The sequence below is a fragment of the Brachybacterium sp. AG952 genome, from assembly GCF_004362645.1.
In the GTDB taxonomy this organism is placed as follows: domain Bacteria; phylum Actinomycetota; class Actinomycetes; order Actinomycetales; family Dermabacteraceae; genus Brachybacterium; species Brachybacterium conglomeratum.
This window is the reverse complement of record NZ_SNXV01000001.1, coordinates 538856-561925: the sequence shown is the minus strand read 5'-3', so window position 1 is coordinate 561925 and position 23070 is coordinate 538856. Positions and strand designations below refer to the sequence as shown.

Annotated in this window: 23 protein-coding genes and 1 other annotated feature; of the genes, 16 read left to right on the top strand and 7 right to left on the bottom strand. The window is 68.2% G+C overall.

Annotated features, from left to right (window positions below; all coding sequences use genetic code 11):
- Positions 1-13 precede the first annotated feature (13 nt).
- The 4 genes from DEU31_RS02465 to DEU31_RS02450 all read right to left on the bottom strand — a co-directional run bounded on the left by DEU31_RS02465 (position 14) and on the right by DEU31_RS02450 (position 6302).
- A complete protein-coding gene (locus DEU31_RS02465; protein ID WP_166649350.1) occupies positions 14-1144 on the bottom strand; it encodes an O-antigen ligase family protein in 1131 nt (376 codons plus the stop codon).
- A 128-nt stretch (positions 1145-1272) separates the two neighbouring features.
- Positions 1273-3570 carry a glycosyltransferase gene (locus DEU31_RS02460; RefSeq protein ID WP_133675533.1) on the bottom strand — a complete coding sequence of 766 codons (2298 nt, stop codon included), beginning with the start codon at positions 3568-3570 and terminating at the stop codon, positions 1273-1275.
- A gap of 70 nt (positions 3571-3640) precedes the next feature.
- A complete protein-coding gene (locus DEU31_RS02455; RefSeq protein WP_133675531.1) occupies positions 3641-5467 on the bottom strand; it encodes a nucleoside-diphosphate sugar epimerase/dehydratase in 1827 nt (608 codons plus the stop codon).
- Between the two features lie 571 nt (positions 5468-6038).
- The gene (locus DEU31_RS02450) at positions 6039-6302 is read right to left on the bottom strand and encodes a hypothetical protein (RefSeq protein ID WP_208109950.1); all 264 of its coding nucleotides are present in this window, start codon (positions 6300-6302) and stop codon (positions 6039-6041) included.
- A 20-nt stretch (positions 6303-6322) separates the two neighbouring features.
- On the opposite strand from DEU31_RS02450, the gene DEU31_RS17040 reads away from it, so the two are divergent.
- The 9 genes from DEU31_RS17040 to DEU31_RS02405 all read left to right on the top strand — a co-directional run bounded on the left by DEU31_RS17040 (position 6323) and on the right by DEU31_RS02405 (position 14694).
- The gene (locus tag DEU31_RS17040; RefSeq protein ID WP_243733683.1) at positions 6323-7174 is read left to right on the top strand and encodes a nucleotide sugar dehydrogenase; all 852 of its coding nucleotides are present in this window, start codon (positions 6323-6325) and stop codon (positions 7172-7174) included.
- Entirely contained in the window at positions 7144-7668 is a 525-nt protein-coding gene (locus DEU31_RS17035; protein WP_243733681.1) for a UDP binding domain-containing protein, read from the top strand. Before DEU31_RS17040 ends, DEU31_RS17035 begins: the two co-directional genes overlap by 31 nt.
- A complete protein-coding gene (locus tag DEU31_RS02440) occupies positions 7637-7948 on the top strand; it encodes a transposase (protein WP_133675529.1) in 312 nt (103 codons plus the stop codon). Before DEU31_RS17035 ends, DEU31_RS02440 begins: the two co-directional genes overlap by 32 nt.
- Positions 7906-8008 (top strand) — a sequence feature (AL1L pseudoknot). (Overlaps the previous gene by 43 nt.)
- Positions 7945-8709, top strand: coding sequence for an IS3 family transposase (locus DEU31_RS02435; protein ID WP_133675527.1), 765 nt, complete (start codon positions 7945-7947; stop codon positions 8707-8709). It overlaps the preceding feature by 64 nt. Before DEU31_RS02440 ends, DEU31_RS02435 begins: the two co-directional genes overlap by 4 nt.
- A gap of 236 nt (positions 8710-8945) precedes the next feature.
- The gene (locus DEU31_RS02425) at positions 8946-10271 is read left to right on the top strand and encodes a nucleotide sugar dehydrogenase (protein WP_133675523.1); all 1326 of its coding nucleotides are present in this window, start codon (positions 8946-8948) and stop codon (positions 10269-10271) included.
- A gap of 132 nt (positions 10272-10403) precedes the next feature.
- Entirely contained in the window at positions 10404-11099 is a 696-nt protein-coding gene (locus DEU31_RS02420; protein ID WP_133675521.1) for an acyltransferase, read from the top strand.
- Positions 11096-12205 carry a DegT/DnrJ/EryC1/StrS family aminotransferase gene (locus DEU31_RS02415; protein ID WP_133675519.1) on the top strand — a complete coding sequence of 370 codons (1110 nt, stop codon included), beginning with the start codon at positions 11096-11098 and terminating at the stop codon, positions 12203-12205. Before DEU31_RS02420 ends, DEU31_RS02415 begins: the two co-directional genes overlap by 4 nt.
- Before the next feature lie 2 nt (positions 12206-12207).
- Positions 12208-13203 (top strand): Gfo/Idh/MocA family oxidoreductase, encoded by a 996-nt coding sequence (locus DEU31_RS02410; RefSeq protein WP_166649349.1) that lies wholly within the window; start codon positions 12208-12210, stop codon positions 13201-13203.
- A gap of 771 nt (positions 13204-13974) precedes the next feature.
- Positions 13975-14694 carry a GAP family protein gene (locus DEU31_RS02405; protein ID WP_133675517.1) on the top strand — a complete coding sequence of 240 codons (720 nt, stop codon included), beginning with the start codon at positions 13975-13977 and terminating at the stop codon, positions 14692-14694.
- A 53-nt stretch (positions 14695-14747) separates the two neighbouring features.
- On the opposite strand, the gene DEU31_RS02400 is transcribed toward DEU31_RS02405, so the two are convergent.
- Both DEU31_RS02400 and DEU31_RS02395 read right to left on the bottom strand, forming a co-directional pair.
- Positions 14748-15593, bottom strand: a complete 846-nt coding sequence (locus DEU31_RS02400; protein WP_133675515.1) for a polysaccharide lyase family protein — start codon at positions 15591-15593, stop codon at positions 14748-14750.
- A gap of 21 nt (positions 15594-15614) precedes the next feature.
- Complete coding sequence (locus DEU31_RS02395) at positions 15615-17165, bottom strand: alkaline phosphatase D family protein (protein ID WP_133675513.1); 1551 nt, start codon at positions 17163-17165, stop codon at positions 15615-15617.
- Positions 17166-17638: 473 nt separating this feature from the next.
- On the opposite strand from DEU31_RS02395, the gene DEU31_RS02390 reads away from it, so the two are divergent.
- From DEU31_RS02390 to DEU31_RS02380, 3 genes are all read left to right on the top strand, one after another.
- Positions 17639-18370, top strand: coding sequence for a GAF and ANTAR domain-containing protein (locus DEU31_RS02390; protein WP_010549382.1), 732 nt, complete (start codon positions 17639-17641; stop codon positions 18368-18370).
- A 261-nt stretch (positions 18371-18631) separates the two neighbouring features.
- On the top strand, positions 18632-18769 hold the full coding sequence (locus tag DEU31_RS02385; protein ID WP_010549381.1) for a hypothetical protein: 138 nt from the start codon (positions 18632-18634) through the stop codon (positions 18767-18769).
- Positions 18770-18845: 76 nt separating this feature from the next.
- Positions 18846-19235, top strand: a complete 390-nt coding sequence (locus tag DEU31_RS02380) for a hypothetical protein (RefSeq protein ID WP_010549380.1) — start codon at positions 18846-18848, stop codon at positions 19233-19235.
- Between the two features lie 42 nt (positions 19236-19277).
- Here the strand turns inward: DEU31_RS02380 and DEU31_RS02375 are convergent, their stop codons facing one another.
- Positions 19278-20129: a TetR/AcrR family transcriptional regulator gene (locus tag DEU31_RS02375; RefSeq protein WP_243733679.1), complete on the bottom strand. Its 852-nt coding sequence runs from the start codon at positions 20127-20129 to the stop codon at positions 19278-19280.
- 378 nt (positions 20130-20507) lie between these two features.
- Here DEU31_RS02375 and DEU31_RS02370 point away from each other — a divergent pair, with 378 nt between their 5' ends.
- The 4 genes from DEU31_RS02370 to DEU31_RS02355 all read left to right on the top strand — a co-directional run bounded on the left by DEU31_RS02370 (position 20508) and on the right by DEU31_RS02355 (position 22982).
- Entirely contained in the window at positions 20508-20699 is a 192-nt protein-coding gene (locus DEU31_RS02370; RefSeq protein WP_010549378.1) for a hypothetical protein, read from the top strand.
- Between the two features lie 14 nt (positions 20700-20713).
- A complete protein-coding gene (locus DEU31_RS02365; RefSeq protein ID WP_133675512.1) occupies positions 20714-21490 on the top strand; it encodes an OBAP family protein in 777 nt (258 codons plus the stop codon).
- A gap of 120 nt (positions 21491-21610) precedes the next feature.
- Positions 21611-22339, top strand: a complete 729-nt coding sequence (locus DEU31_RS02360; protein WP_133675510.1) for a CoA transferase subunit A — start codon at positions 21611-21613, stop codon at positions 22337-22339.
- A gap of 1 nt (position 22340) precedes the next feature.
- Complete coding sequence (locus DEU31_RS02355) at positions 22341-22982, top strand: CoA transferase subunit B (protein WP_126986875.1); 642 nt, start codon at positions 22341-22343, stop codon at positions 22980-22982.
- The last annotated feature ends 88 nt before the right edge of the window (positions 22983-23070 follow it).

Here is a 23070-nt window from a genome sequence, read left to right as displayed (position 1 = left end):
TCCTAGCTTGCACTCAGCGGTGAGCTTGCCGTTCCCGTATGAGCGCCGGACTTGCCATCGCCGCTCCTAAAGCGACCCAGAGTCCCCGATTAGAGGGGACATCACCGGACACCATGACGGTGACCAGTGCGAAGACGAGAAGCGCCAGCATGGCGGTCTCCGTCGTCCCGACCGTTGCCTGCTGCTGTCGAAACAACGCATACCCGATGACGACGACGAGGACGATGGCCGGTATCCAGCCCGCCTCAACGGTAACCTCAAGAATCAGATTATGGGGATACTGCGCAACACCGGAGTCAAGCATCCGACCCGGCCGCATGAAGGCGAACAGCTGGCCCCAACCAACGCCCAGTGGGTTGTCCCCAGCGACTCGCAGAGACTCAGCCCAGATCACCCGACGTGCCTCACTGGACCGATCCTCCAAGGTGAATAAACGTGCTGAGAGCACATCGCTCTCTCGAGTCATCACCCATGCCGCGACCCCGAACCCGACGAGGGCGATGAAGAGCCTGATCGGCTTCCCCTGCTGCCGTGAGACGAGTACCGCCACGCCGATGGCTACGACTGCTGCCAAGATCGGTCCACGCGACCCAATCAGCAGGAGCACTGCAACGAGGGACGCTGCTACACAGATGGCTACCGCTCGTCTTTTCCTGCCCCAGAGGCCCCACACGGCGAGGACCGTGACAGCGGCGCCAACCCCTCGTCCTGCCCCGATGGTGTTTCCACCCTCGATGGAGAGCCGTCCGGAAACGGCAGCCGTATCGTCAGGGAACAACAACGCAAATACCGCGACGATGAGGCCAAGGATCACGACGCCGCGCAACCATGCCTGCCGCCCCTCCTCCGTGCTAAGAATGATTCGACCACCCAGCATGCACAGGGGCACAAGGAGAAGTATCTGGAGCGTCTTCCCAGAGCTATAGGTGGTCGACACACCGGAAGGGACCGCACCCGCTACAAGCGCAACATACATCGCGATCAGCGGCATCAGCCCGGGCAGTGTGTGGAGCCGGTGGGCGCTGGACGCTAGAACAACTGCCACCACGCCTGCGCCGACGAACGTCAGGTCGACCGGCGACCGCGACAGCAGAGGCGCCCCCTTGATGTATCCGATATAGGCCAGCACCAGCAGCCCGATCACGGGGACCACCACACGAACTGCACCGCCGCCGGCCGACCGTTTCGAACCTTCACCCGCGTAGTCGGGCGCTCCCGGAGCTGCTGACGGGAGTCCTTTGCTCCCTCCAACGCTCTTCGCTCGCCGGTGCATCACACGAGACTGCGGTAGAAGTCGACCAGTGCTCCGGCCTGACTGTCGAAGGTCAGGTTCGACTCGAAGAGCTCCCTGCCCCTGCGTCCACGCCGCGTTGCCTCCCCACGCCCGGAAGCCATCTGCTCCACGGCCTCACAGACCTCCTGCGGCTTGGAGACATCCACGAAGATGCAAACGTCCTCGCGGTCGACCAGAACACGCCATGCCTCGAAGTCCGTGGCGATGAACGGGATGCCGCTGGCCATGTACTCGATGAGCTTCGTGGGGATGGACTCCCGGTAGTTGGGGACGTCGTGCAGGAGGACGAGTCCGGCATCCATCTGCGCGAGGATCGACGGGATCCTGTCGGCCGAGACCGCTCCCACGTACTCCACGTGGTCACCGGCGCGCTCGATCGCTCGCCTGGCGTACTCGTCTGCCTGGCCGGCCAGCAGGAGTCGGTATCCGGCTGTCGCCGCGATCATCTCGTCGATGCCCCGGATACGGGACATAGCCCCGACATAGCCGAATGTGAACGGCTCTCCCGAAGTCTCCCGCCTCACCGGCAGATCGCCGTAGTCACCCATCCAGGGGAAGTTCTTCACCACTGCAGTTCTGGCGGGCGGAAAGCTTCGCCCTACTGCGGGCGTAGCGGCGACCACCCCTGACAGGCAACGCCCGGCGACATTCTCCAGCAGGGACGCGAATCGTGCGATGGCGGGTCGGATGCTCTTGGGAAGATAGTGCTTGCCCATGACCTGCGCAGGAAGGTCCTCGTGAGCATCGAAGACGACCTTCACGGGAGTCATAAGCTCGACCAGGAGTCCCAGGGGGATGAGTTCCGGGTCGTGGAGATGGACAATCTGCGGCCTGAGCTTCAACGCCCGGAGTATCGCCTTCCACGGCCCCACTGCCATCCGAGCGAGACGACCTGTCGGAGCCCGTTCGATCACATGGTGCTGTACAGAGGGGACCACCTGCTGCTTCGGACCGCGCGTCACCAAGTGGACGTCGAATCCCGCATCGGAGAGCGCACGGCACTCCTTGCGCAGGATCCGGTTGTCGACGGGACCGTGCGCAGAGGAGACATGGACGACACGCGGACGGCGTCGTTGCCTCGGCCGTCGGGATGCGGTTCTGGAGGCTACGGCTGCATCGAGAATGCCCTTCAGAGTGCGCGCACTGCTCGTCCGGCTGTATCGCCCGGTCATGAGGTTGCGACGATTCGTGGCCCACTTCTCCTTCTCGTCCGTGCCTGTCTCGAGAAAACGAGCCACCGATACCGCCAGGTCGCTGGTCACGACCCCGATCGGACCATCGCCGACGATCCTGTCCAGTGCGCCACCAGCATTCGAGACGACCGGCATGTCATGGGCGAGGTAGTCGAAGAGCTTATTGGGGCTCATGCCCTTGGAGAAGACGTTGAGGGGGGAGACTGCATGGATGCCGAAGTCGAAGGCGGCGAGGATACCTGCCAGTTCCGCTTTCGGAACGGGGTCCAGGAATGTCACGTTCGAAAGACCCTCACGCTGCACCCGTTCCTTCGCGGGATCCTTCATGACCCCGGAACCGATCAGGGTGAAACCGACGGTGGGGTGAGCGCTGGCCGCGTCAAGGATCGCGTCGATCCCGTCCTTGGGCCCATGTGCGCCGGCGAAGATCCCGAAGGGCCCAGCGACGTCCGGTCGGAGCTTTGAGAGGTCACGTGCGGGCTGCCCCGCCGATTTCCCTCGGAACTCTGCTCCGTTTGGCACGACGTGGAACGGCGTGGACCCGAGCGCACGGAAATGGGAGTCCCATCCCTCGGTGACGCCGACGACCTGGTCGGCCTGCCGAACGGAGAACCGCTCCACCGCCGACAGGATGCGGTGGACCGCCGAACCTCGTTTCAGCTTCCCTGCTGAGACGATCGACTCCGGCCACAGGTCTCGGACCTCGAGCACGAACGGCGCCCGGCGCACCCGAGCAGCCGCCCACCCCGCCAAGGGGGTGAGGGGGTGAGGCGTCGACGCGTAGACGACGTCGACCCGAGGGGCGCGCACCGTGTGCCAGAACGCCTGGGCGCTGTAGGCGACCCACCCGGCCAGGCGCGCAGCGGCCCCGCCTCTCTGGGTGGAGACCGGGACGAGTCGGAACGACTTCTCCTGGGTGCGGAACACCTCCTGTGTGTAGTGGTTCCGGTTCCCAGCGATGATCTGATGCGACCAGCCGTCCAGACGAGAGAACAGCTCGGTGTGTCGTGTACCTCCGCCTTGCGACAGGGGAAGTGCGAACTGGTTGAGGACGACGACGTGGCGGCGCGAACTCTGGGACATCAGGACTCCGCTCTACAGGTGAGTGTCCACCCGCAGGTTGTGGTCGGGCGATTGCAGGAGATGCGAGGGCTCATCGCCCACTGCCTCCTGCAGCGAACACCTCGTCCCGCAACGATAGCGACCTGCGCTGCTGGGGACCGTCCGGTTCATCGTTCGTGAGCGCGGACTTGTCCCGCGCGGCCTCGAGCCACGACTCGAACTCGAGGTGGGCCGGGTCCGAGGGATCCACGGGCGCGTGGGAGATGCGGGGATGGTGGGGGCTCTCCACCTGCTCATTCACGGAGAACAGGTCCTCGTGGAGCTTCTCGCCGTGGCGCAGTCCGGTGAACACGATCTCCACGTCCTTGCCGGACATCTCGATCATGCGCTGGGCCACATCGAGAATGCGCACGGGCTCGCCCATGTCCAGGATCATCACCTGGCCATCCTCGCCGATCGCGCCGGCCTGGACCACCAGTTCGCACGCTTCGGGGATGGTCATGAAGTAGCGGGTCACATCCGGATGGGTGACCGTGACCGGGCCGCCCTTCTCGATCTGTGCCTGGAACGTGGGAAGCATCGAGCCGCGTGAGCCCAGCACGTTGCCGAACCGCACCGAGACGTAGCTACCGGCGTCCTGGCGTGCGGCCCAGGCGGTGAGGCGCTCCGCCATGCGCTTGGAGTGGCCCAGCACGCTGGTGGGGTCGGCCGCCTTGTCGGTGGAGATGTTCACGAAGCGCTCCACGCCGACCTCCATGGACGCGTTCAGCACGTTCAGGGTGCCCAGCACGTTCGTCTTCCACGCCTCGGTGGGGTACTGCTCCAGCATCGGGAGGTGCTTCAGCGCAGCGGCGTGGAACACCACTTCGGGCTTGCGCTCGGCGAACACGTGGCGCAGCGCCTCAGGATCCCGGATGTCGGCCAGCACGGCGTCGCTGGTGTCCAGCAGACCATGGCCGAAGATCGAGATCTGGGTGGTGTGCAGCCCGGACTCGTCGCGGTCCAGCATGTACAGCTCACCGGGACCGTACTTGTGGATCTGGCGGCACAGCTCCGAGCCGATCGAGCCGCCTGCACCGGTGACCAGCACCCGCTTGCCGGAGAGGTACCCGGCGACGGAGGACAGGTCGATGTCGGCCGGGTGCCGGCCCACCAGGTCGTCCACCGATACGTCACGCAGGCTGCGCGCGTTGCGCTTGTGGGTCAGGGCGTCGTTGGTCGAGGGGAACACCAGCAGGCGGATCCCCAGGGCGTCGGTGACGTCGTGCACGTCGCGCAGGAAGGCGGAGTCCACCCGGCTCTGGCAGATCACCACGGCCTGCGCATCGGTGCGCTTGGCGATGACTTCGAGGTCCTTGCCCTTGCCCAGCACCTTCAGGCCGTTCAGTACGAAGCCACGCTTGCTGGGATCGTCGTCGATGAATCCGACGGGGTTGATCTTCGAGAAGGGGTCCACACGCATCTGCCGCACCACGGAGTGGCCCAGCTCGCCGGCGCCGTACAGCAGCGCGGGAACGGCCTCCTCGCCCGGCACGGATCGGCCCTCGACGAACAGGCGGAACACCAGGCGAATGCCGCCCATCAGCAGCAGTGCCATGGGGAACATCGCCAGGATCACGCTGCGCGGGATGGCTGCCGTGGCCAGCACCGCCGCGGACAGGATGACGGTCACCCCGAAGGTGAGGATGGTGAGTACCCGCGCCTCATCCAGCGAGCCCACCACGTACTTGCGGCGGTACAGCCCGCTCATGAACCCGCCTGCGATCTGCAGCGCCATCGCCAGCAGGGTCAACAGGCCTACATTCCGCAGCACATTGCCCCACGCCGCTGTCACCTCGACGTCCGCTAGCAGATAGCGGGAGACGGTGAGCACCGTCAGGGTGATCAACCACGCGGTGGAATCCGTGACCAGACCCATCCAGGGAGGGAACGGGCGGGTGCGCCTCGTCACCGGTACGGGAGTCTCAGCTTCCATCGACTCGGTCATTCCAGCCCTTTCCTCCATCAGTCAGCACTCCGGCTTCGCGGGGTCTGCTTGCTCGTGCTCGCTGCCTGTCCGGAAGCCCGCCCGTACACCGTCTCGTATCGTCTCACCAGCGCGTCCCAACGACGATCCGCGGCGATCTCCCGGCCCGCCTGCGCCAGCTGAATGCGCCGGTGCGAAGGGGCGGGGGGCGCGGCGGCTCACCTGGACGGCGGGAAGTGCGGGATCGTCGACAAGATGCTCCAGCCCGGATTGGGCGAGCAACTGCAAATTGCGCAGCAGCGGGGGGATGCTGCGAGCCACGCTGCCTCCCGCATGGTCGACGGCCGTGCTTTGTGCACGGCTGATCAGATCGTACCGCGAGGTCTCAGAGTTTTCCCAGGGTGGACACTACGAATCGGTCACAGAAAAAACGCGAGTAGCCGGTATTTCTCGCATTTGCGGGCAACACGGCGGCGGTGGTCACCGGCCGACGGGCCTCCCGCCGGACGGCCCCGCGCCCCGCTCACCCCTCGAGAATCACCTGCTCCAGCTCCTTCTCGGGCATCGCGTCCACCGTGGGCTTGCGCAGCACGAAGAACACGATGCCCATCACCACCCAGGCGGCCAGGGCGATCAGCGGCTCGGTGGCCAGGGCGCCCGGGGAGCCGGGCACGATCAGCAGCAGCAGGAAGCCCACCGACAGCACCGCCCCCACGATGGCGATCATCTTCGCCAGCTTGGTCCGTCCCGGCGACCAGCCGTCCTCCTCCGCGACCTTGAACGCCACCAGGCAGAAGGAACCCCTCCGTGAACGACGGTCCCCCGGCACTGCTCACCCTGTCGGTCATCGGCGTTGGCTACCTCGGAGCCGTGCACGCCGCAGCAATGGCGGAGCTGGGTCACCGCGTCATCGGTCTCGACGTCGACCAAGCCCGGATCGACGCACTCTCGGAGGGGCAGTCCCCGCTCCACGAACCGGGGTTCGACGAGCTGCTGCGCCGCAACGTCGACAGCGGTCGGCTCACCTTCACGATCGACTACGCCGAGCTGGCGGACGCGGACGTGCACTTCCTCGCCCTGGGAACCCCGCAGCGCGACGACGGCCTCGGTGCGGACCTCACCTACATCCACTCGGCACTGGATGCTCTCGCACCGATCCTCGAGGCGCGGGACGGCAAGCCAACACTCATCGCCGGCAAGTCAACGGTGCCGGTCGGCACTGCCCGTGAGCTGCATGCCCGAATCACCTCGATCGACGGCGTCGCACTCGCCTGGAACCCGGAGTTCCTCCGAGAGGGCTTCGCCGTCGACGACACGCTGCGTCCGGACCGCCTGGTCTACGGGGTCGCAGACACCAGCGACGGCGAGGCCGAGATCGCACTCCTCGACGCCGTCTACCAGCAGATCCTCGACCTCAACACTCCTCGCCGGGTCTACAACTTCGAGTCTGCCGAGCTGGTCAAGGTGTCGGCCAACTCCTTCCTCGCGACGAGGATCTCGTTCATCAACGCAATCTCCGAGCTCTGCGACGTAACCGGGGCCGATGTCAACGACGTCGCCGAGGCGATCGGCATGGACGATCGGATCGGGCCGAAGTTCCTCCGCGCCGGCATCGGCTTCGGCGGCGGTTGCCCCCCCCCAAGGACATCCGCGGTCTGATCTCCCGCGCAGGCGAGCTCGGCACCGTCGACAGCTTCGCCTTCCTGCGCGACATCGATGCGATCAACCAGGGACGTCGCGAGTACGAGGTGCGACTCGCGAAGCGCCTTCTCGACGAAGCAGTGGATGACAAGCGCATCGCCGTCCTCGGAGCTGCGTTCAAGCCCTACACCGACGATGTCCGCGACTCCCCATTCCTCGTCATCGCCCTGAAACTCTGCTCCGAGGGCGCCCGGGTGATCATCACCGATCCGGTGGCGAAGGAGAACCTTCGGCGCAGGTACCCCTCGTTCCACGTCGAGGACTCGACAGACGAAACCCTTCGTGACGCCGATCTGGTCCTCCTCCTGACGAAATGGAAGCAGTACCGAGATCTCGACCCTCGTGCGGCAAAGGAACTCGTCTCGACCGCACTGAAGCGCACTGGGTTCCGTTCCGAGTCTCAGCAAGGAGAATCGGAGCGTGCCCAGGAAGTTCAGTCCAGGGCTGCGTGACCGTGCCGTGCGCATGGTCTACGACCGTCATGCCCGCGAAGGCGGCCCCCGCGCAGCATCGGTCCGTGCCGTCGCGCCACAGCTCGGCGTCGGTGAGGAGACCCTGCGGATCTGGTGCAACCGTTACGGCCCCGCCGAGCTGGCCGGCCCGGGAGAGCCACTCGAGGAGGAGAACCGCCGGCTTCGGCGCGAACTCGCCGAGGCAAGACGCGCGAACGAGATCCTGAAAGCAGCCTCAGCTTTTTTCGCAGCGGAACTCGATCGCCCCACGACGAAATGATCGCGTTCATCGACATGCATCGCGAGAAGTTCGGGGTCGAGGCCATCTGCCGCATCCTCGGTGCGACAGAATGTGGATTCATCACCTCCCGAGGAGACCTCGCCTCCAAGACCAGGCCGGCATCCGCTCGAAGCCCGCGGGACGAGATGCTCGTCGAGGAGGTGAAGCGGATTCATCAGGAGAACTACAGCGTCTACGGGGTCCGGAAGATGTGGCACGCCATGCGCCACGCGGGATGGGACGTCGGGCGTGACCAGGTGGCGAGACTGATGAAGAGCGCTGGCCTCCAGGGCGTCCGCCGAGGTCGCAAGCCAGTCACCACGCGTCCCGCGGCCGGAGAGGACCAGCGGCCCGACCTGGTGGACCGGAAGTTCGTCGCGGACCGGTCTCAGCAGTTGTGGGTCGCCGACATCACCTACGTTCGGATTCTCGCCGGGTTCTGTTACGTCGCGCTCATCACCGGTGTCTTCAGCCGCAGAATAATCGGCTGGGCGGTTGCACCCACGCTCCACACGCAGTCACTGCCATTGCTCGCACTGGAGCACGCCCCTCTTTCGCCCTGGTCGAGCAGGAATGGAAGCGGATTGATCCATCACTCCGACAGGGGCAGTCAGTACGTCTCACTGGCCTATTTGGATGCTCTCGTCGCGGCCGGGGTGAAAGCGTCAGTCGGCACGGTGGGAGATAGCTACGATAACGCGCTGGCCGAGACCGTGAACGGCCTCTATAAGGCGGAGCTGATCTACTCGAAGCGGATCTGAGAGTCCGTCAGCGAGGTCGAGCTCGCCACGATGGGCTGGGTCTACTGGTGGAACACGGCCCGGCTCCACGAAGCTCTCGGCGACCGCACCCCAGCGAGCGTCGAAGCGGCCTACACTCACCTGACGACGACCGCGCCCGCGACCGTCTAAGCACGGAACGAAACCCAGGGCGCTTCAGGAGCCCAGTATCATTCGACGTGGTCGTCTGCCTCGCTTCGCCATCTGGAAGGTTCATCGTGAAGGTTGCTGTTGTCGCCCTGGGGAAGATCGGGTTGCCACTCGCTGTGCAGTTCGCCGATTCCGGTCACGAGGTCGTGGGCGTTGACGTGAATCCTCGCCAAGTCGAGTTGATCAACGCCGCGACCGAGCCGTTCCCTGGCGAGGCGCACCTGCAGGAGAAGCTCTCCGAGCTGGTCCCGGCCGGCAAGCTGCGGGCGGTCACCGATTACGCCGAGGCGATCCCCGGCGCGGACGCGATCGTGATCGTCGTCCCGCTGTTCGTGAATGACGCCACGTGGGAGCCGGACTTCGCGTGGATGGACGCGGCGACCCGCTCACTGGCCGAGCACATCACACCGGGCACCCTCGTCTCCTACGAGACGACCCTTCCTGTGGGCACCTTGCGCACCCGCTTCGTGCCGATGATCGAGGAGATCTCCGGGCTGAAGGAGTCGAACGACTTCTTCGCCGTCTTCTCCCCCGAGCGCGTGCTGACCGGTCGCGTGTTCGAGGACCTGCGCAAGTACCCGAAGCTCATCGGTGCTCTGAGCGAGGAGGGCGCCCGCCGCGCGCGTGAGTTCTACGAGTCCGGGCTTACCTTCGACGAGCGAGCGGACCTCCCCCGGCCCAACGGCGTGTGGGACCTCGGCTCCCCCGAGGCGTCCGAGCTGGCGAAGCTCGCCGAGACCACCTACCGTGACGTGAACATCGCGCTCGCCAACGAGTTCGCGCTCTTCGCGCAGGACCACGGCATCGATGTGTACAAGGTGATCGAGGCCTCGAACTCGCAGCCGTACTCGCACATCCACCAGCCCGGCATCGCCGTGGGCGGGCACTGCATCCCAGTCTATCCGCGCCTGTACCTCTCGGGCGATCCGTCAGCGACCACCGTGCGCACCGCCCGCACCCTGAACGGCTCGGTGCCCGGGCACCTCGTCGAGCGCGCCGCGAACCTGCTCGGCTCGCTGCAGGGCCTGAAGGCAGTGGTGCTCGGCGCCTCCTACCGCACCGGTGTGAAGGAGACTGCATTCTCCGGCGTGTTCCCCGTCGTGGAAGCGCTGCTTGAACACGGTGCCGAGGTCGCGGTGCACGACACCTACTACGACGATGAGGAGATCCGCAGCTTCGGCTGGGACCCCTACGCGATCGGTGACGCCGCGGACCTCGTGATCGTCCAGACCAACCATCCCGAGTACCGCGAGCTCGGCACCACGGACGTGCCCGGCGTGAAACTTATCGTCGACGGCCGCAACATCACCACCGCAGAGAACTGGGCCGGTACCCCCCGCCTCGTGCTCGGCGACGGCTCGGGGTCCACCCACCAGCAGGCCGCTCTCGCCTGATTGCCCGCAGGGGAGGAATGAACATTTCCGAGCACGGCGCTAAGACGCAAGCGGTGCAGATCGGCTGGCGGATACAACGTCTAGAGGAATCGCGTGCGCGGATTCGAAGCGCGTCGTTGTATCGTCGGGCCCATGACTAACACTCCTTCTTATCGTGTCGCCCTGGGGGCGGATATCTCGGACGACGCGACCATCGGGGACGGCAGTGCGATCTGGCATCTCGCGCAGGTGCGGGAGGGTGCCCGGCTCGGTGACGGATGCATCGTGGGCCGTGGTGCCTACATCGGCTCCGGTGTGGAGATGGGCGATGGCTGCAAGGTTCAGAACTATGCCCTCGTGTACGAGCCTGCGAAGCTCGCGGACGGCGTGTTCGTAGGGCCCGCGGCAGTATTCACTAATGATCATTTTCCTCGTGCCGTGAATCCGGACCTCACCCCGAAGTCTGCGTCGGACTGGGAGGCCGTGGGCGTCACCTGTGAGACGGGTTCCTCGATCGGTGCCCGAGCGGTCTGTGTCGCGCCCGTGACGATTGGTGCCTGGGCGATGGTCGCGGCAGGGGCGACGGTGGTGAAGGACGTGCCGCCGCACGCCCTCGTCGCTGGTGTCCCTGCACGCCGTCTGGGCTGGGTGGGCAGGTCCGGCGAGAAGCTGGTGCCCGCCTCCGACGGCACGGATGCCTGGACGTGCCCCGCCACCGGGGAGCGGTACGTCCCCGATGAGATCACGGGCGGGCTCCGCCTCGCCCCCGGGCCGCCGGCCGCCGACGCGCAACCGGCAGCGCCCGCCACCGCAGACCTCCACGACGAACAGGACGGACCCACCGCATGAGCACTGAACTGGGCTTCATCCCCCCGGCGAAGCCGATCATCGGCACCGAGGAGCGCGAGGCGGTGGATCGTGTGCTCGCTTCCGGGATGGTCGCGCAGGGCCCCGAGGTCGCCGCCTTCGAGCAGGAGTTCTCGGCCGCACTGGTGGGCGGACGCGATGTCGTGGCGGTGAACTCGGGCACCTCCGGCCAGCATCTGGGGATGCTGGCGCTGGGGTTGAAGCCCGGTGACGAGGTCATCGTCCCTTCCTTCACCTTCGCGGCGACCGCGAACTCGGTGGCCGTCTCCGGTGGGGTGCCGGTGTTCGTGGACGTCGATCCCGAGACCTTCACCGTGGACCCCGCGGCGGTCGAGGCCGCGATCACCGAGCGGACCGTCGGCATCCAGCCTGTGCACCTCTACGGCCACCCTGCCCCGATGGATGCACTCCTCGAGATCGCACAGCACCACGGTCTGTGGATCTTCGAGGACGCCGCGCAGGCGCACGGCGCGACCTGGAACGGCGCTCAGGTGGGCACCTTCGGCGATGCCGTCATGTACTCGCTGTACCCCACGAAGAACATGACCTCGGGGGAGGGCGGCATGGTCGGCTGCGCGACGAGCGAGACCGCCCGACAGGTGCGGCTGCTGCGCAACCAGGGCATGGAGAAGCAGTACGCGAACGAGGTCGCCGGCTACAACAACCGCATGACCGACATCCACGCCGCGATCGGCCGGGTCCAGCTCGGCAAGCTCGCCGGCTGGACCGCGACCCGGCAGGAGAACGCCGCGTTCTTCGACCAGCACTTCGAGGGCGTCCTGTCCCCGGTCGTGCGCGAGGGTGCGACCCACGTCTATCACCAGTACACGATCCGCATCGAGGGCGCCACCGCCACGGAGCGCGACGCCTTCGCGACGGCGCTGCGCGAGGAGCACAGGGTGGGCTGCGGCGTGTACTACCCGACCCCTGTGCACCGGCTGGAGACCTTCCAGATCGATCTGGATCTCCCCGTCACCGAGCTGCTCGCCCGCGAGGTGCTGTCGCTGCCGGTGCACCCCTCGATCTCGGAGCAGGACCGTGAGCGGATCGTCGAGGCCGTGAACACCGTCGCGAAGGCAGGAGCATGATCATGACGAAGACCCTCCGCGCTGGACTGATCGGCCTGGGAATGATGGGACGCCATCACGCCCGTAATCTCCGCGCCCTCGAGGGAGTGGAGCTCGTGGCCGTCGCCGACGCCCAGGGCGATCCCCATGGCGCCGCCCCGGGTCTCGAGGTGCTGCCCGACGTCGACGCGCTCATCGCGGCGGGCATCGACTATGCGGTCGTGGCGGTTCCCACCCAGTTCCACCGCGACGTGGCGCTCTCCCTCGCCGGGGCCGGGGTGCACACCCTGGTCGAGAAGCCGCTCGCCTTCGACATCGGTGAGGCCGAGGAGATCACTGCCGCGTACGAGAAGGCCGGCCTGGTCGGAGCGGTGGGCTACATCGAGCGATACAACCCTGCGCTGCAGGAGATGCGTCGGCGCATCGCCGATGGCCAGCTGGGGGAGATCTATCAGATTGTCACCCGCCGCCAGGGTGGCTTCCCCGCACGGATCGCGGACGTGGGCGTGGTCAAGGACCTCGCGACCCACGACCTCGACCTCACGGCCTGGGTCGCTCAGTCGAAGTACGCCCAGGTCGCCGCGACCTCGACCCGTCGTTCCGGCCGGAAGGACGAGGATATGGTCTCCGTCGCCGGCCGCCTCGAGGACGGGACCATCACGAACCACCTCGTGAACTGGCTGACCCCCTTCAAGGAACGGGTCACCGTGGTGACCGGGGAGAACGGCGCCCTCGTGGGCGACACTCTGAACGTAGACCTCACTTTCCACGCCAACGGTGAGAGCACCACGAATCTGTGGGACTCGATGGCGTCCTTCCGCGGAGTGAGCGAGGGGGATTCGATCACCTACTCCCTGCGACGCGCAGAGCCACTAGCGACAGAGCATGCGGCGTTCCGTGACGCGGTCCTCGGTGATCCCTCCAATATCGTCACGATGCGCGAGGGACTGCATACAGTGCGGACCGTGGAGGCCGTGATCGAGTCAGCGGAGACGGATCTGGCAGTGTCTTTGAACTGAGAGACGAGAGCAGAAGACGTTCTTCCGCGACAGGTGAGTGGCCCGTAGCGTCAAGAGCGGGGTGGCGGAGGGTATGTGCCGAGTCGCGCCGATGGCCCGCGGCGAGGAGGGCTCGATCCGGGACGAGGGTGTGTCCATTAATGAGTGACGTCGACATCCGCGATCGGAGCTCTGCTATCGCCCCGATGACGTCTCTAATACTCCTTGCCCTCGCGTTGGCTACCTGGGGTCTTCTATCCTCGCTCTGGGGTGGCGGCGGCGCGAAATCGGGCCTCGCCTATGCCATTGCTCCGTTGCTGATCCTCGGCGGTGTTTTCGCAGGCGGGCAGCTGGCGGTGCACCCCGCTTCACGCCGGACCGCGGTCTTGCTCGCGGTTGCGTGCGTGCTCGCAACATCGGTGATTGAAGCGTCCTGGGTTTCGTTCCGAGTCTCAGCAAGGAGAATCGGAGCATGCCCAAGAAGTTCAGTCCAGAGCTGCGTGACCGTGCCGTGCGCATGGTCTACGACCGTCACGCCCGCGAAGGCGGCCCCCGCGCAGCATCGATCCGTGCCGTCGCGCCACAGCTCGGCGTCGGTGAGGAGACCCTGCGGATCTGGTGCAACCGTTACGGCCCCACCGAACCGGCCGGCCCGGGAGAGCCACTCGAGGAGGAACCGGGCGTCGAGGGTGCCCTGCCGCCGCTGTCGCCGCGACACCCCGGGCTAGCCCCACCCCGCTCCTGCAGGTCGCCGTCTCGTCCCGGATCCCGCTGCGACATAGCCTTCCCCCCATGACCTTCGCCGGCCTCCTCGCCTTCCTCGGCCTCGCCGTGGTGACGATGGACGTGCTCGGCGGGGTGCTCGCGATGGGGATGCTGCTGCGCGGCGGCACGATGCGGCACCTGCTGGCCTTCTCCGCCGGCTACGTCGCGGTCGTGGTGGCGGCGACGCTGGTGCTGCACCCGCTGCTGACCCTGCTGGGACGCTGGCTGCATCCCGTGCTGGAATCGAACGACGCGATCGGCGCGGTCGAGGCGGCGGTGGGCCTGGCGCTGATCGGGTTCAGCGCCCACCAGTTCCGCGCCGCGTCGCAGCCGCCCGGACCGCACGGGCCGCTCGAGGAGAGGGCCGCGCCGAAGCGCCTGGCCACCGTCCCGCTGGTCCTCGGCGGGGTGGCCTTCGCCGGGACCGCGCTGGCCGATCCGTCGTTCACGATCGCCGTGGGGATGGCGTCCCAGGAGCAGCACCTCACGCTGCGGATCGCGCTGCTGGTGGTGTGGAACGTCGTCTACCAGCTGCCGCTGGCGACGGTGATCGTCGCCGCCGCCGTCGGCCGCCACGAGCAGATCGTGGCGCGGGTGCTCGAGATCTTCTCGCCGCGCCGTCGCATGCTGCAGACGGTGCTGGCGGCCGTGCTCGTCCTGGCCGGCCTCGCCGTGCTGGCCGACGGAGCGGTCGCCCTGCTGGGCGGGCACGTGCCCTGGCTGCGCCAGCTGATCATGCTGCGGTGAGCGGGGCCGGGCGCTCGGCAGCGGTGCCGCCGCGGACGACGCCCCGCCCGGTCTCACCGCCGCGCGAACAGCCCCAGCGCATCCCAGGCCACCCAGCCGCCCTCGGCGAGCTCGAGCTCGATCACGTTCTGTCCCGCCTGGAGCACGGCGGCCGGGACGGGCAGCTCGAGCAGGGCGCGGCGCAGCGGGGTGCCGGGCACGGTCGCGTCGCCTTCGCGGGAGCCGCGGGTCGCGCCGATCGGCAGCTCGAGATCGGTGACGTGCTCGCCGTTCGCCGCGATGCGCAGCACGCCGCCGAGGCGGGTGGTGTCCACGAGCCAGAGGGCCAGGTCGTGGTCCTCGCTCAGCGCACCCTCGAGCGTCACGGTCCAGCGGGCGCGGTAGGCCCTGTTCCCCGCCCAGGCGTCGCCCGGCCCGGGCAGCAGGTAGGGCCAGGCCTCGCCCGGTGCGTCGGTGCCGTCCGTGTACTCGATCAGCGCATCGGGGAACCGCTCGGGGATCTGCGCGTAGGAGGCGGGGGCGAGGAGGTGCTCGAGGGTGCGGCCGTCGAAGTCGCCGATGGTCGCGACCGGCGTCCCGGTCGCGGTGACCGAGGGCTCGGAGTCGGCGGTGACCGGGGAGGAGGCCTCGCCCCGCTCCCCCGCGTCGGTGACGGCGAGGACCGCGTAGGTCCAGGTCTCACCGGCCACGTCGAGGCCGGTATGCCGGAAGCGGGGATAGACGGTCTTGGCCAGCAGCGCGGACTCGTCGGCCGTGTCGGGGGCCGTCTCGCCGGCGAGGCCGTAGACGCGGTAGTGGTCGATCAGCGGGTCGAAGCCGAGCGAGTCCCAGGACAGGGAGATCGCGACGAGGGCGGGCTCGGCGGCGAGGCCGGTGACGACGGCGGGGCGCGGGCTCATGGCGGTGCTCCTTCGTCCGGCTCAGGCCGGGATGAGGCGGGGCTCGCCCGCGGGGGTGGTGAAGCGGGCGGTGAGCTGCTTCGGGGCGGTGTCGTCGGACTCGATCCACTCCACGATGTGGAAGCTGGAGACCATCTCCTCGGGGGTGAGGCGCACGTGGACGTAGCCGCGTCGGCCGTCGTAGAGCTGCACGTAGTCGTGCTGGATCCAGTCCTCGGTGGCGCTGTCGGTCTTCGCGCCGTCGCCGTCGGAGGCGACCGAGGTGCACACCAGCTCCACGCCCAGCCGCTCCTCGCCCGGGTCGTCGGGGTCGGCGGGGATCTCGGCGGCGACGTGCTTGTGGATGTCGCCGGTGAGCATCACCGGGTTCTGCGCCTGGGCCATCTGGGCGAGCAGACGCCGACGGGCCGCCGGGTAGCCGTCCCACATGTCGGTGCGGTCCTCGGTGATCGGGACCAGCACCACCCCGTTGGCGAGCACGTTCCAGGTCGCCTCCGAGCTCGCGAGCCGTTCGCCGACCCACTCCTCCTGAGCGGTGCCGAGGATGGTGCGGTCCTCGCGCTGCTGCTCGGCGGCATCGGCCGGTTCCGCGTCGCGGAACTGGCGGGAGTCCAGAAGGGAGAAGCGGGCGAGGGCGCCGACGTCGAAGCCGGCGGTGATGTCGGTGTCCGGGCCCTCGGGCAGCGCGGCGACGTCCAGCGGCATGTTCTCGTAGAACGCGCGATAGGCGACCGCGATCCGGTGGGCGAAGTCCTCCTCGTCGATGCCGGTGTCGGAGAGGGGGCCGGTGTAGTTGTTCTGCACCTCGTGGTCGTCCCACACGGCGACCGCCGCGGCGCGGGCGTGGACGGCCTGCAGATGCGGATCGGACTTGAACAGGGCGTAGCGCAGGCGGTACTGCTCGAGCGTCTCGATCTCGACCCGGTGCGCCTCGCCCACCTCGGCTCCCTGGCGCCACAGGTTCGTCTCCGTGATGCCGTACTCGTAGATGTAGTCGCCGACGAAGACGACCAGATCGAGGTCCTCCTCCGCCGCGAGGTGGCGGTGGGCGGTGAAGTGGCCGTGGTACCAGGCCTGGCAGGAGACGAGCCCGAAGGAGAACGACTCCGGGGTCTCGCCCGCACCGGGCAGGGTGCGGAAGCGGCCGACGGGGCTGAGCTCGCGACCCGCCCGGAAGCGGTAGAAGTGCTCGGTGCCGGGCTCGAGCCCCTCGACGCGCGGGTGCACGGAGTGGGCGAGGCCGGGCTGGGCGAGCGCCCTGCCATGGGCGACGATGCCGCGGAAGTCCTCGTCGGTCGCGACCTCCCAGCGCACCGTCACCTCCTTCAGCGGCATCCCGCCGTGGCCGTCCTCGGCCAGCGGCTCGGGGGCCAGACGGGTCCACAGCACGGCCCCGTCGGGTCGCGGGGCGCCGGAGGCGACGCCGAGGGAGAACATCCCCTCGGTCCCCGGCGGCGGCGCGGCCTCGACGGAGGGGGCGTCGATGCCGAGCGCGAGCATGGCGGCGGAGGCGCCGCTGAGCTGGAGCAGGCGGCGACGGCTGACGGGGGCGGCGGTGGGCGCGCTGGACATGGGGACTCCCGGTCGGGGGGCAGGGGTGCTCCCTCACCGTCACCGCCGCAGATGGACTCGGGATGAATCGCGGCGAACATCGGTCGGACGATCCCGCAACGCCTCGCCCGATTCCCGACACAGCGTGCTCAGGGCCCCGGAGGACTCAGCCGATCCCGTAGTGGGCGTAGAAGAGGCCGACAGTCAGGATCTGGCGACGTCGTCACGCGGCGGTCAGCTCGGCGCTGCGAGTCCTGCGCGCCGGTGGTGCACGATCCGGTGCGGGTCACCCCGAGAGAACTGTCCGCAGAGAGGAATCGTCCGGCGAGCGCTGACCACTCGGCCGAACCCGCTCAGGCCGCTCGCGCACCCTCTCGCTCCCCCTGCAGCGCCGCCCCGGGCGGGTATTCCTCGCGCGACTGTACCGTTGATGTCAAGACCGTCGGTCGTCCCGGGCCACGACCGATCACCCGCACGGCAAGAACGGAGCCGAGATGACCGATGACGTAGTCGCGATGGATCGACAGGAGCTCCAGGATCTTCTCCTGCACAGCGACGACATCTCCGCGTTCCTCGAGGACTTCACCGCGATGCTCGCTCGGGAGATCTCAGATGGCGACGCCCCGGCGTGGTGCGCGGTGACTCTGCTGCGGAAGAGGAAGGCGAGCACCGCCGCGGCCTCCGGGCTCGAGGCGCAAGCCCTCGACGAGCTGCAGAACAGCTTCACCGACGGGCCGTGCATGACGGCGATCCGGGAGGACACCGTGATCAGGGTGGGCGACGTGCGCGAGGACACGCGGTGGCCGGACTATCTCCCTGCGGCCGCGGAACAGGGCGTGCGCTCCATCCTCGGCGTCCCTTTCGAGGTGGACGACGATGCCTGGGCCGGCCTGAACGTCTACTCCCCCGCGCCCCACCATTTCGAGGCGGACGTGATCGCGAGCATCCAGCAGGAGGTCGACCGGGCCTCGGGCGCCCTGCGTCTCGCCATCCGCCTGGCCTCGCATCGCGAGGCTGAGCACGACCTGCACGCCGCGATGAGCTCCCACACGGCGATCAGCCTCGCGGCGGGGATCATCATGGGCCAGAACCGCTGCACCCACGCCGAGGCGATGCGCATCCTCAAGGACGCCTCCAACCACCGCAACGTCAAGCTCCGCGATCTCGCCGTCGAGCTCGTCTCGTCCCTGGACCCGGACTACCTCGAGAACCACTTCCGCGCGTAGGACGGCTCCTGCGGGTGCCCGAGGGACGCGGACGGCATGCGGTTCCGGACCGGGCACCACGTCATGGTCGACCGCACGCTCGATATCCATACGATCGGTCCGGCCGCTTCTGGTCGGGGCCCGACCGTGCCAGGGTGGTACGCACCAACCGAGATTCCGAACATCGCCTCCTCGAGGAGGTGGGCGTGATGGCGAACCACATGTACGCCGCCGGCCTCGTCTCCATCGGCCTCTCCCTCGTCCGCATGGGGGATGTCGGCGATGAAGACCGAGGACTCCTGCGCACAGGCCGACCGGTGGGGCCTGTTCGTCGGCGAGTGGGCACCGACCTTCTTCGCCATCGGCATCGCGCTCGGGCTCGAGGAGCAGGGAGGCCTGCCGCACCGCGACAAGGGCTGACCGCTGGCACTCATCGTCCCGTGCCGGAAGGCAGGCCTACCCTCCCGAACGTCCGCGCACCTCTGGACCGGGGAGAGTGGAAGCCTTCATGACACTTCACAAGCATCACAACTCCGAGATCTTCCCGCGCAGATGCGAGGTCCGTCGATGCACGGCGCCACCGCAGACGTGGTACTCCGCCGGGAGCTTCGAGTACGAGATATGCGGCAGGCATGAACTCGAGCTGCGTGCCGGCGAACCCTACTCGGTCGACGCGGGAGAGATCCTGGTGGGTCAGGACGCCACCGGCGAGCTCCTCGCTGTCGAGGTGGATCGGACGGCGGGCAGCGTTCTGCTGCGCCTCGGCCGGTTCGGTGCGGTGCACCAGGTGGTGCGCCTCGACATGCCGTCGGGGCTGGGCTCCGCCCTCGATGCTCTGGGCGCCGACGAGAGCGCCCTCTCCGACCACTATCGGGACGACCGCTGAGTCACGTCCGCGAGGGCAGGGCAGCCGAGGAGCACACCGCCGTCAATCGACCGAGAGCTGCTCCTCGAGAAAGAAGATGTCCACCTGCATGGCGAGGTCCTTCAGCGGCGCATCGTCGTGGGAGCGGTGCTGCAGCGGCTGCACGGTCTTCTCACGGACGGCGAGGTTGAGCACCTGGGCGAACAGGGCGCGGCCGGCGAAAGCCGGATCCGATCCGGCACGCAGGAGCCCCTGCTCAGCGAAGCTCGTGAAGCAGTCCTCCAGGATGTGCTCGTGCACCTTCCGCAGCCTGGCCATCCGGTAGCGACCGGGGTGGTCCTCGCTGACGGACTCCGCATCCAGCGTGGCGAGCAGACGAATGGGAAGAGCAGCGGGGTGCCAGAGCTCGACCAGCCCCTGCAGCAGCGCACGCCGGCTCGCGCGCAGCTCGGGAGCGCGGTCGAGTGCGCTCTGGGCGTGCTCCTCGAGCCGGTCGATCACGCCGTCGAGCAGCGCGGTCTTGCAGTCGAAATGGTGCAGCATCCCGGAGTGGGAGATACCGATGTGCTTCGAGATCTCGCGCAGGCTGGAGCCGTGATAGCCGTGGTCCGCGAACATCTCCGCTGCGCCGTCGATGATCTCCTCGCGGCGTCCTCGAGCACCGGTGCGGATTTCGGGGGATTCCTCACCTGCCGGTCTCGCCGACGGCGTGGCGCCCGACCCTTTCGCGATCGGCGGCGCGGCATCCGGACTGTCGACCGTGAATCCTTGTGCAGACATCGTTCTCCTCATCTGTGGTCCCGCGGGGCCGAGGCGGCAGCCGACGACCTGGCTGCAGGCGCCGACCGCGATCGATGTCGTGACGCCGTGATGGCAGATTACTGCATATCCGTCCGGACGCAGCCAGTTCTCCACGATCACCTGCACGGACGCTCGCGACTCCCGGGGTCGATGACCGGCTGCGCCCACTCGCCATCCACGCCGGTCCTCCCTGGTCCGGTCCGACCCGGTCACGATCCGATCGGTCCGTGTCCTTCTCAGAGGCCGAGTGCATGCGTAGCGTGCGATACAGCGCACGACTCCGAGAGACCCGACGGAGGTCGGGCCGACCGGTTCCCTACCGTCCCCCCTCTGCCTCACTGCCGATGTCGATGCGCTGAGCACCAGCGGGCACCACTCGGGGGCGATGCTGCTGGGCCTGCAACAGATCTCGCGCGTCCACAACGCCCCACCCCTGCCCGACACGACCACCCGACACCGACACCGACACCGACACCGACAGGAGTCAGCACGATGACCGAGAACCAGCACGAGCACATCGACCCGAACCCGGCCCGGCCCTCCCAGGCGGAGGGGGAGGCGCAGGACGAGGAGAGGCCCTCGAGCGGCGTTGCCGAGGAGGCCGACGCCGCCCAGGAGGGCGCCGAGCCCGACGATCCGAGCTCCCGCCGCCCCTCCCAGGCCGAGGGCGAGCCGTACCGCTGAGGAGAGGAGGACCCTTGGGCATCGGCATCCCTCACCGGCCCCCACCGCTGCGTCCCCCGGGGACCGCCAAGGGCCCGAAGTTTGCCGCGCTCCAGCTCGGCGCCAAAGCCCTCCAGTCCGCCGCCCCGCTGCGCGGGTTCGACGCCTACCTCGTCGGCTTCCATCCTGCGAAGGACTCGCCGGACATGCAGATGGAGGCCCATCACTACTGCAAGGTCGTCGACGACGACCTCATCCAGTGCGTCCTCTTCGACGGCAACACCTCCGAGGCGAATCTGATCGGCATCGAGTACATCGTCTCGGAGTCACTGTTCGACACCCTCCCCGAGGAGGAGCGCGGGTACTGGCACCCGCACAACTACGAGATCCTCTCCGGTCAGCTCATCGCTCCGGGCCTGCCGGCGTTCGCGGAGCAGCAGCTCATGGCCGAGCTGGTGAACTCGTACGGGAAGACCTGGCACACCTGGCACACGGGACGGCATGACACGGGAGGCGGGCATCCGCTCCCCCTGGGCGACCCGATGCTGATGTGGTCGTTCAACCGCGACGGCGAAGGCGACCCTGGCCTCGCCTCCGATCGCGCCCGGGTCCTGGGCCTGGACCCCGACGCGACCCGGGAGCGGCGGCAGCAGCTGCTCGACCGAGCGCATCCTCAACACGGCGTCGACGCCCTCGCGTCCGAGTTCTCCGGCACGACCCCGATCCCCGGGGTGCGGGAGGCCGCTCCCGGGCACGACCGCGAGGAGGCACCGGACGCGTCACCGGCTCCCTGGCCCGATCGGGACGGTTGACGTCGGCGCGATCCCCGCGACACCGCCCCGCCGACGCATAGGCTCGGGGCAGATCCGCCCCGCCGTCGGCACCGTCGCCGACCCCGGCACCGGGCGCACCGACTGACAGGAGGGACATCGATGTCCAAGGTCTCGGACGACATCGCCGCCGTGCTCGGCGAGACGCTGCGCGACGGGATGACGATCGCGGTCGGGGGATTCGGCCTGTGCGGCATCCCCAGCGATCTCATCGAGATCGTGCGCGACAGCGGGGTCACCGGCCTCACCGTCGCCTCGAACAACCTCGGCGTGGACGGCAAGGGACTGGGGATCCTGCTGGAGAACGGCCAGATCGACAAGGTCCTCTCCAGCTACGTCGGCGAGAACAAGTACTTCATGCAGCAGTACATCGACGGGAAGCTCGACGTGGAGTTCGTCCCCCAGGGCACCCTCGCCGAGCGGATGCGCGCCGGCGGCTCCGGCATCCCCGCCTTCTACACCGCCACCGGCTACGGCACCCCCATCGCCGAGGGCAAGCCCGTCGCCGAGTTCGACGGCCGCCACTACGTCCTCGAACGCGCCATCGACGCCGACATCGCCCTCGTCCACGCCCACACCGCCGACACCTACGGCAACCTCCGCTACCGCCTCACCGCCCGGAACTTCAACCCGCTCGCCGCGATGTGCGGGCGCACCACCTTCGCCGAGGCCGAGCACCTCGTCGACCCCGGCGAGATCGGCCCCGACGACATCCACACCCCCGGCGTGTTCGTGCACCACCTGATGCGCTCCACCGCCGCCAAGGACATCGAGCAGCGCACCACCCGCCCCCGCCCCGACGCGGCCGACCAGAAGCAGGAGGTGGCCTGACATGGCCTGGACCCGTGACGAGATGGCCGCGATCGCCGCGGCCGAGCTGCGCGACGGCGACTACGTCAACCTCGGCATCGGCATGCCCACCCTGGTCGCCAACAACCTCCCGGGCGGCGTGGACATCACCCTCCAGTCCGAGAACGGCGTGATGGGCATGGGCCCCTTCCCCTACGAGGGCGAGGAGGACCCCGACCTCATCAACGCCGGCAAGCAGACCATCACCCTCCGTCCAGGCGCCGCGATCTTCGACTCCGCCACCAGCTTCGGCATGATCCGCGGCGGGAAGATGGCCACCGCGATCCTCGGCGCCATGCAGGTCACCGCCACCGGCGACATCGCCAACTGGCAGATCCCCGGCAAGCTCGTCAAGGGCATGGGCGGCGCGATGGACCTCGTCGCCGGCGCCCGCCGCGTCATCGTGATGATGCAGCACGCCGCCAAGGACGGCACCCCCAAGATCGTCCACGAATGCACGCTCCCGCTGACCGGCGTGGGCGTCGTCAACCGCATCATCACCGAGCTCGCCGTCCTCGACGTCACCGCCGACGGACTCGTCCTCACCCAGCTCGCCCCCGGCATCACCGAGGACGACGTCCGCGAGGTCACCGAGCCGGAGTTCACCGTCCGCCTCGCCGGCTGAGGTCCGCCGCGCGCCCGGACCGGCCCTGCGCACGGCCCGGACCGGTCCTGCGCACGGGCCGGTCCGGAGTCAGCGCACGAGCCCGGGC

Coding starts and splice junctions, on each gene's coding strand:
- DEU31_RS02395 (WP_133675513.1), bottom strand. CDS start 17,165: ATGTCCAGCGCGCCCACCGCCGCCCCCGTCAGCCGTCGCCGCCTGCTC.
- DEU31_RS02460 (WP_133675533.1), bottom strand. CDS start 3,570: ATGTCCCAGAGTTCGCGCCGCCACGTCGTCGTCCTCAACCAGTTCGCA.
- DEU31_RS02455 (WP_133675531.1), bottom strand. CDS start 5,467: ATGGGTCTGGTCACGGATTCCACCGCGTGGTTGATCACCCTGACGGTG.
- DEU31_RS02390 (WP_010549382.1), top strand. CDS start 17,639: ATGACCGATGACGTAGTCGCGATGGATCGACAGGAGCTCCAGGATCTT.
- DEU31_RS02400 (WP_133675515.1), bottom strand. CDS start 15,593: ATGAGCCCGCGCCCCGCCGTCGTCACCGGCCTCGCCGCCGAGCCCGCC.
- DEU31_RS02405 (WP_133675517.1), top strand. CDS start 13,975: ATGACCTTCGCCGGCCTCCTCGCCTTCCTCGGCCTCGCCGTGGTGACG.
- DEU31_RS02355 (WP_126986875.1), top strand. CDS start 22,341: ATGGCCTGGACCCGTGACGAGATGGCCGCGATCGCCGCGGCCGAGCTG.
- DEU31_RS02420 (WP_133675521.1), top strand. CDS start 10,404: ATGACTAACACTCCTTCTTATCGTGTCGCCCTGGGGGCGGATATCTCG.
- DEU31_RS02435 (WP_133675527.1), top strand. CDS start 7,945: ATGATCGCGTTCATCGACATGCATCGCGAGAAGTTCGGGGTCGAGGCC.
- DEU31_RS02415 (WP_133675519.1), top strand. CDS start 11,096: ATGAGCACTGAACTGGGCTTCATCCCCCCGGCGAAGCCGATCATCGGC.
- DEU31_RS02370 (WP_010549378.1), top strand. CDS start 20,508: ATGACCGAGAACCAGCACGAGCACATCGACCCGAACCCGGCCCGGCCC.
- DEU31_RS02360 (WP_133675510.1), top strand. CDS start 21,611: ATGTCCAAGGTCTCGGACGACATCGCCGCCGTGCTCGGCGAGACGCTG.
- DEU31_RS02385 (WP_010549381.1), top strand. CDS start 18,632: ATGAAGACCGAGGACTCCTGCGCACAGGCCGACCGGTGGGGCCTGTTC.
- DEU31_RS02410 (WP_166649349.1), top strand. CDS start 12,208: ATGACGAAGACCCTCCGCGCTGGACTGATCGGCCTGGGAATGATGGGA.